This window comes from Streptomyces alkaliphilus (assembly GCF_014141535.1).
Taxonomy (GTDB): domain Bacteria; phylum Actinomycetota; class Actinomycetes; order Streptomycetales; family Streptomycetaceae; genus Streptomyces; species Streptomyces alkaliphilus.
This window is the reverse complement of record NZ_VKHT01000120.1, coordinates 1-8,292: the sequence shown is the minus strand read 5'-3', so window position 1 is coordinate 8,292 and position 8,292 is coordinate 1. Positions and strand designations below refer to the sequence as shown.

6 protein-coding genes, 1 tRNA gene and 1 pseudogene are annotated in these 8,292 nt (G+C 61.1%); 3 read left to right on the top strand and 5 right to left on the bottom strand.

Annotated features, from left to right (window positions below; translation table 11 throughout):
- Positions 1–293, top strand: a 293-nt coding sequence (locus FNQ90_RS06590; RefSeq protein ID WP_228470921.1) for a hypothetical protein, incomplete at its 5' end; no start/stop codon positions are given.
- A gap of 203 nt (positions 294–496) precedes the next feature.
- Here the strand turns inward: FNQ90_RS06590 and FNQ90_RS06585 are convergent.
- A complete protein-coding gene (locus tag FNQ90_RS06585; RefSeq protein WP_182605402.1) occupies positions 497–2,344 on the bottom strand; it encodes an ATP-dependent helicase in 1,848 nt (615 codons plus the stop codon).
- Positions 2,341–4,296, bottom strand: a complete 1,956-nt coding sequence (locus FNQ90_RS06580) for an ATP-dependent nuclease (RefSeq protein ID WP_182605401.1) — start codon at positions 4,294–4,296, stop codon at positions 2,341–2,343. Before FNQ90_RS06580 ends, FNQ90_RS06585 begins: the two co-directional genes overlap by 4 nt.
- Positions 4,297–4,712: 416 nt before the next feature.
- On the opposite strand from FNQ90_RS06580, the gene FNQ90_RS06575 reads away from it, so the two are divergent.
- Positions 4,713–4,785: transfer RNA gene (locus FNQ90_RS06575), tRNA-Arg, on the top strand.
- 117 nt (positions 4,786–4,902) lie between these two features.
- On the opposite strand, the gene FNQ90_RS06570 is transcribed toward FNQ90_RS06575, so the two are convergent.
- A complete protein-coding gene (locus FNQ90_RS06570; RefSeq protein ID WP_182605400.1) occupies positions 4,903–5,691 on the bottom strand; it encodes a GntR family transcriptional regulator in 789 nt (262 codons plus the stop codon).
- A gap of 29 nt (positions 5,692–5,720) precedes the next feature.
- Between FNQ90_RS06570 and FNQ90_RS06565 the strand changes: the two are divergent.
- Positions 5,721–6,137 (top strand): annotated as a pseudogene (locus FNQ90_RS06565) (transposase); the annotation flags it as partial.
- Positions 6,138–6,641: 504 nt separating this feature from the next.
- On the opposite strand, the gene FNQ90_RS06560 reads toward FNQ90_RS06565, so the two are convergent.
- Both FNQ90_RS06560 and FNQ90_RS06555 read right to left on the bottom strand, forming a co-directional pair.
- Positions 6,642–7,256, bottom strand: a complete 615-nt coding sequence (locus FNQ90_RS06560) for a hypothetical protein (protein ID WP_228470922.1) — start codon at positions 7,254–7,256, stop codon at positions 6,642–6,644.
- Positions 7,257–7,921: 665 nt separating this feature from the next.
- Positions 7,922–8,092, bottom strand: coding sequence for a hypothetical protein (locus tag FNQ90_RS06555; RefSeq protein WP_182605399.1), 171 nt, complete (start codon positions 8,090–8,092; stop codon positions 7,922–7,924).
- Positions 8,093–8,292: the final 200 nt, after the last annotated feature.

Sequence of the window (8,292 nt, the reverse complement as noted above, 5' to 3'; positions counted from 1 at the left end):
CCATGAACCCACCCGACGAAGACGAAGCCGCGAACACTCGGGCGGCTGAGACCGAAGAGCACCACCAACGCGAGATCACCGCAGCCATCAACACCGTCCTCCACGCCTGCCACGAGGCATCCCGGCACGGACCGCACGGCTTCTGGCCCCCCACCAGCCCGGCCGCCTACCCCGACACCACCGAGCTGATCACAACCGCCCGCCGAGACATCCTCGACCCACTCACCCGAACCATCGCAGCAGCCCAAGCCACCATCCAGGCCATCGAAGCCGAGCAACGAAACGACGCGTAACAACTTTCTCCACGTCATCAAGGCGGCTCGCTCCGCTCACCGCGTGCGGCCCGGCCCCCGGCCGGGCCTGCGCTCCTGTCTCCGCCCCGCTCCAGCCCGGCCGGTGTCCGTGCCGCGCGCTCAGCGGTGAGTCGTTAATGGCAGGGATGGATGCAGATCACGCATTTCTTCATGCCGCGATCACTTTTCGGAAATCCAGTTCATCATCCAGGCGACAAGTGCGCGAGGACATCAAGCATGAACCTTGAAACACCCAAGGTGTTTCTCGTTCCCCAATCAGTCTCCCAGAATTCTCCATACACCAAAACAGCAGCCGCTTTCGCTCGCGTCAAACCTACATAAAACGCAAGGCGATCTTGAGCCAGTCTGTCAGGTGGGGGCTCCGGGAAGGTTTTCCGCTTCCTGTCCCAGAAACGACCAGGCATAATGCCATCTACGAGGCCCGGAAGAATCACTACCTGCCATTCCCTCCCCTTCGCTGCATGATAAGTGGTCAGAGTGAATCGTCCAGTACGAAGAGCCCCCACTACAATATCGGTTAGTTTAAGATCGTGATTGATGCAGCATTCTCGGAAATCAGCAACAGATTCCGCGTTAAGTCGTCGAGGGCTTCGCCGAGCCACCAAATCAAGTTCGAGATCGTTGACTAGCTCATCAAACCAAGTCAGGAAATCTCGCTGACCTTCATCAGGGGCCGACTGGAGAAGCCTCGCCATAGCGGCATCAACTTCTCGTCGAGGAAGTTCAAGCAATCCAGCCTCACGCCGCATGCTCGCATATTGATGGGCCAAGTCGCCTAGTGTTCTTACCTCATCTGCGATCGAATCGATCTCAGGAGGCTGGTAGCCGGAGACGGTCCGAGCGGCACAAGCGCGGATGAAGTCTGCCATCTCCCCTTCGGGAAGCTTCTCATCTTTTTCGTGAACGAAATCGAGCCCATATTCAGCGAACTTGGACAAGAGAGACGTAAGCAAGGGACCCTTGCGTGGGTACAATACTGCGATTTCGTGAGCAGGGATTCCACTAACTACCAGCTGAAGGATTTTCCGCGCCACAACTTCTGCATGGGCCCACAGGCCTCCGTCAACATAGATGGGCTCAATAACCCCTGCATCGCCCCGCCCCGGACGCGCTTCATGATCGCGTGCCTCTTTTAGCACGGCGTGACTGGCAGCAATGATGGCCTGACCGCTTCGATAGTTAACCTTGAGGGAAACACTATGGAACGTTTCCTTCAACTCTTGCAGATACTTGGGATCCGCCCCGGTAAACCCCATGACGGTCTGATCAGGATCACCGAATGCAGAAATTCTAACGTGCGCACTACGGTCCAGGACCCTAACCAACGAGTGCAGCACTGGACCTAGATCCTGATATTCGTCCACCACGACATGCGGGAATTTTGATGCAACAAGGCTTGCAATATCAGGGAAATCCTGAAGAAGGGACAACGAACGAGAAATCATCATGTCAAAATCGATCCAGCCCCTCTCGTCCATCAATTGATCAAAAACTACCGACGCGTCGATCATTGGGTCGTGGACGTCACCGGCGTCACCTACAGCATGCCGGCGTCTCGCTCTTGTGAATGCTGGCTTCTCATATCGGGGAATGGCCATAACCCCGGCGCGTGCAAAGCTCTGCTCCAGAATCCCCATCCATTCCTTGGTCTTGTCATCAACGATGATTAGATCGTCTGGCGAAGTACGGTTGACAAGTGCCGAGTAAGGGCGAAGAACATGAGCGAGACACCAGGAGTGAAGTGTACTCGACGCCAAACGCTTTCCCGGCTTGATTCCCAACCGGCCGAGGCGATCCACGATCTCACGGGCGGCGTGATTAGTGTAGGTAATTGTAGCCACCCCCCGATGGAATTCTACCTGTGTTTCAAGTAGATAACCGACGCGGGCAACCAGAGTTCTGGTTTTCCCCGAACCAGGGCCAGCAAGGACTACTAGGTTTCCTCTATATGTCACAGCCTCTCTTTGCTCGTCGTTCAGTTCCTCAATTTCCGCAGCCAGTACCCGACGCATGAGGGGACGGGAAGTCATGAAACCCCACCCTCCGCTGACTTAGCATCAAAGAGACCATGCTGCCGCACAGCTCTAGAAATGCTGTCGAGTGCGCTAATAAGGTGTCCGAAGGTGGACTGTGAGAACAGACTCATTGTTACAAGCCGGTCCTTATCGTGCTCAGAATGAGAGGACATGATAGAGGCGACGATCGCCTCCATCCGAGAAATAAAGTGTGAGAAATCAGTTTTCTCCACATGCGAGGACAAACGCTGAGCGAATCTGCCCTTACTTACGGAGTCAATACGCCTGAGAAACTCCTCGCAGTGTGTTTGATCGCCCCCAACGAGACCACGCGTAGCTTGCTCAAAGGCGGCTTTGAGGGGGTCGGACACGTCGAAGTCAGCGTGGGCAGCAATCATCAACTCTACGAGCAGTGGGGCCAGGTCGACCTCTAGAGTCTTGGGGCCGATGAATACACCAACCTCTACAGCTTCGGCTCTGAGCGTTGAGGTGTTTGCTTGCTCCCCCGCTGCGAGCACCTCATCCACTCGGCGCGAAAAGTCCACCGCATTACCCGACTCCATCAGTTTCGCGGCACGGCGCAATCCGAGATGGATATACTTCCCTTCCTTGTTGGTAGGGTCTCCGTCAGTGATGATTACGTGAGGGACCCTGAGAGCACCCGGTCCGAGTAGCTGTCTGAACGGATGGAAGTCCGTGCCCGTAATATTCGCTACGACCACGCCATGCGCATCCAGATCAAATCCCAGTGCTTTCGCCAGAGCAGGGACAAGGTAAACCTCAGCAATTCCCTCTACCAAGATTGCACCTGAGCAGAAAAGGAGTTCAGCACGACTTACATCGAGATAACGCTCAAGGTCTGCCTTTAGCTTGGAATCGAAGTCTGTGCTCGCCGTGAAGGTCGCTTGCGTGGCGCCGTCCTTACTCGGCCTCAGCAGTACCAGTGAATCCAAGCGTGAGACAGCGGCAATATGAGGGCTATGGGTCGTAACCATCAATGAAGACTCGTGGCGCAAGAGATAACTGAACACCTGCCGCTGAAGAACGGGATGCAGGTGCGCTTCTGGTTCTTCTACTCCGAGAATGGTATCCAACACGGCATCGGAATCTCTCCTCGAAGCCGCTCTCTCCAGGAGCAATGCCAAGTAGAGAATGTTCGCGTTCCCTGTCGAGGCATCCGCTACGCTGCGGGTGCGTTCCTGATCGACGAACAACCGGATAGAACGCAAGAGGCGGTCAGGATCACTAGACGCAAAACCGAGTTTCGGGTTAATGTCGACGCGAGAACCGGCCATGGCAATCAGCCGTCCTGAAAGGTCACTAGCAAGTTGTGCGATCTCCGGCTCGCCGGCTAGGAGGTCCATTGCTTCGGACACTCTTTTTGCCGTGCCGGCAAGGGCCACCTTATTCGGCTTTCGAGCATCCAGCAGCTCCTGCAAGGGGGAGTCCCGCCATCGCGAAAGATCGCTGACGGCGTCGCGCATCGCAGGTAGCACAGTGAAGTTCACGTCTCGCCTGATGCGCTTTCCATCCCGGTCAGCTTTGATGCCTGCCCAAATATCCCACGTGTAGTCATCAGGCGTAAGACTATCCGGGCGCTGCCCATCCATCTTAACCAACGGCTCGAAAAGGTACGTCAGTCGAGCTGTCAGAGGCTTCCGCTCAGAAAAGCATCCATCAAAGGCAGCCTCAGCCTTTTGGTTTCCGGCAAAGTCTGTGATGTCGACCTCGATCTTTACCGTGATTCCGGTTTCATAGGATCCTTCAGAGAAGTCGCAGATATCTTCTGGTCGCAAAGCTCGCGCAGAGTCGGGGAGGTCGGGGTCAAGTACAAGCCGCAGAGCGCGCAGGAAGTTGGATTTACCTACACCGTTCTCTCCCACAATTACCGCCGCAGGAGGAAATGGGTCGATTTCCAAGCATCGGAAGTTGCGGTAATTCTCGATGAGAACGCGACTGATTCGCATATGGTTCCTCACCCGTCCGTGGAAGTCTGCATAGCATGTTAAGGCTGCAAGCCTCGCAGGTGAGGGCGAACCATGAAATTTGGGCGCCTCGGTGCGCAGGCAGCCGCTGGGACTCTTGACGCTCACCTCAGGGCCAGGCATACCTGCCTCGGGCCCGCTAGTGAGCCTGAGCGTCAGGTGTCAGCGATCACGGTTAGGACGTCGCGGCTTGCTCTGGTCGACGATTCAAGGCAACGTGGCTGAGGCCAGTGGGGGTGCAGCGAGGCACACGCGTGCGTGGTCGGTCGGCGCGCCCGCCATCGTGGCTGGCTGTCGTCGGCTGAGGTTCGTGCCACTACCGTGCCAGATACAGGGATCAGCCACGGTCAAGGGGGGTGTCTCGCGGTCGAGCTCTCGGCAGCCTGACCAGGTATCGAAGCTCCACGTCAGGGCCCCCACTCCCCAGCCTCTCTCCTAAAGCGGGTGTCGCAGGTTCGAATCCTGCCGGGGGCACAGGAAAACGCCTGGTCATAGGCCCTTTCGTCCAACGGACGAAAGGGCCTTCGCGCTCGCGGCACGCATGTGACCCACCTGCGAGTCCGTGCGGGACAGCGCTCCAAGCCCCTGTCACTCGGCGGGGAGTTGGTAGGCCAACACGTAGGCGTCGGCGGCCATCACGGTGTCGCAGACCTCCACCGCGCGTCCCTCGGTGTCGTAGGCGGTGCGGATCAGGTGGATCACCGGCACCCCGGCCGCCAGACGCAGCGTCTTCACCTCGGCCGGGGCGGGCATCCGGGCGCGCACCTCTTCCTCGAAGCGCTCCAGGCGGTGCCCCAGCTTCTCCAGCCGGGCGTAGATACCGCCGGGCCCGGGGTTGGGCTGCGCGATGGGGGTGTTGCGCGCCAGGTCCAACGGCAGGTGGGAGGAGGCGAACTCCACCGGCCGGCCGTCCAGCAGGTAGCGGCGACGGCGGACCAGGACCTTGCGGGCCCCGCCCAGCCGCGCGGCGATGTCCTGGCTCGGCCGTTCCTCGCGCACCTCCAGTTGATCGACCTCCGGACGGCTCCCCGCGGCTTCGGCCTCCACCGTGAACGCGGACTTGCCCTGCTCGCGGTGACGCCGGGCGAAGCGGTCTGAGGCCAGGCGCCGCACCGGGGGCCGGGGGCGGACGTAGACGCCCTTGCCGTGCTCGGCGTGGACCAGGCCCTCGCCCTGGAGGATGGAGATGGCGTTGCGCACGGTCATCCGGGAGACGCCGTAGTGCTCGACCAACTCCGCTTCCGAGGGCAGCTTGGCGCCTTCGGTGAAGCGGCCCTTGTCGATGGCTTCGCGCAGGTGATCGGCGATCTGTCGGAACACCGCTCGATCACTTGTCGGGTCCAGGGCGCCGAGCAGGGCGGACGGGGAAGAGGTCACGGGAACTCCTACAGATGTCCAGACAAGTAATCGAAGCACTGCTGGAGGCCCACCCTCTTTCGAAGGTCCTGACCTCGATGCCCGGCATCGGCGTCAGGACCGCCGCAGTCCTCCTGGCCACCGTCGGCGACGCCGGCTCGTTCCCGAGCGCAGGCCACCTGGCCTCCTACGCCGGCCTCGCCCCGGCCACCCGGCAGTCCGGCACGTCGATCCACGGCGAACACGCGCCCAGAGGCGGGAACCGGCAGCTGAAACGGGCGATGTTCCTCTCCGCGTTCGCAGCCCTCCACGACCCCGCCTCCCGCACCTACTACGACAAATGCCGAGCCCGCGGCAAAACCCACACCCAAGCCCTCCTCCGCCTCGCCCGCCAACGCATCAGCGTCCTGTTCGCCATGCTCCGCGACGGCACCTTCTACGAGCCGAGAAGCCCCCGCACCGCTTGACGAAAGACATAGAGGCCCCCCGAGGCCGCACGTCATGAAACATGTCTTTGAAGACATCCATGAGTCAATTTTAGGCGATCACATAGGTATTTCAGCTTTTGCCCATGTGCTCGTCCTGCGTACTGTCTCGATATGGAACTCCACCCACCGCGCCCCACTCACGCGACACCACCACCCCCGCGTCACCGCCTGCTCCGCCTGTCCGTGCGGCTGTGGTGGCACCCGCACCGGACCGGACCACCAACGATTCGGTGCCGGCGGCGCGTAGCGAGCCGCACCGGATGGCCCGTGATCGGGGAGCCCGGCGAGGGGCATGAGACCCGGGACCTCCACGTGTCGAGCAGGCCGAGGAAGCGGGCGGTGGTGAGGCGTCCGGTGGTGAGGCGCACTTCGACGGTGAAGGGCTGGTTGCGCTGAACGGGGGCAGGAGGAGTGCGGGGCGCAGGAGTTAGAACCGGCTCCGTGAGCCGTTGACACTTGCATCCGCCCCTCTGTCGCTCCGGGTCAATCCTTGGTGGGCAGCGGCTCATGACGGTGCCAGATCAGGTACCGATCCTCGCGGCGCAACTCCGCGGAGCCCCACTCGATACGCATGACGCCCGCCTCCATCGAGCAGGCATAGGCGATGAGAACGAGCTGTACGTCTTCGGGAAGCAGCTCCAGGTCCGGATGTACCTCGGAGTCGTCGAGTTCTCCCCAGTCCAGGTCAAATGCCTGTTGCCGGGGAGGCGGACCGTGGCGGCGGATCAGGTCTGCTCGAAAGCCTGTTGCCCGACGGAGACGAGCAGCCGTGACGGGAACGTCCTTCTTCGCGTAACGGAGGGGATAGATCAGGTGGCCGCGGACGAGCATCATCGTGCGTCCTTGGAGGCGTACGGCTTCCCCAAGCCCGGAGATACCGGCGGCCAGTTCCTCATACTGCACCGCATAGAGGCCATGCCCGTAGGCTTCAAGCGTCTGGGTGTGAACGCCTTCCTGCCCCGTCCGGGCACGATGATGAGCACGGAGGAGACAAGCCGGGATGATGTCCGCCAGTTCACCGGCGATATCTCCGAAGGTCTCATGTGCCCATTGACCGGCTGAACCCACGACGTACCGCCCTCCCCTGGTGATCTGCAGCACGACACCGAGCAATATCCGTCTGAACCGTGCTGTGCCCGGGCGAGTCACACAAGGTGACAACCAGCGCACAAAGGGGGCGCACGCCGCTCGGGCAGGGTTCACCGCACATGCCGCTCGCGTGCCACGGCAGCGGATTGTTTTCCGGCTCCCTTCCTCACAGCGACGGAAGCGACGATGGCTGGTGGCGATACTCGGTGACCCGGAATCACCACATCAGGGTGCCACCGGCCTGCCCCTCGGAGGTGTGTCCGTCTCTTCTCCGCATCTGAGCCGGCGACTCGGTCAGGTCACACGGCACGGATCCAATCGCCGAGCGTGGAGAAGTCGGCTTCCACAGGGCCCTCGGACGGGTCGACACAAGGGCACCCGGGTGCCGAGAAGAGGAACTTGCGGATGGCTGGACAGCGATCCGAACGGGATGAGTGGGCCGTCAACTTTGCCGACCGCAGGAGCTCGGATACCGGCTCCGAACTGCGAAAATTCATGGACTACATGTCCGTGGGGGCGGGTTGGTACCGATGCTGTCGCCCATCCGGGTGGACTCGCAACGCGGCCCAGCCACCGGTGACAGTGGCTGGGCCGAGGAGGTGTGCTCGTATGGCTGGTCAGGAGTGTGTGGGCAGAGGCGGGACTGCATCCGTGGGGGACGTCGCGGCGATGTTCTACAAGATCCTGAACACCTGCAGCATCTCGTTGACCTTCGTGGTGGCTGTGGCTGCCGCCTCGATGTCGCCGAGGTGTTCGTAGTTCCGGATCAGGTCTTCAGCGGCGATGGACCTGACTGTGAAGCCGACGATCATGCCGAGACGGCTGACCCGGTTGAAGACGACCACCCGCTGATCTGCGCGAGTGGGCAGACGCCGGGGCAGATGTCCATGATTCTCGCTGTTGAGTGCTTCCGAGGGCCCGGCGCGTGGGCGGGTTCACCGTCGTCCCGTCGGGGGGCGCCGTCCCGGCCCGGCGCCGATCCTCCCCGACGCTCTCCCGAAGAAGGCGGGGCGGGTTCGGAGCCCGCCGGGGCGCGGGGTGAGGG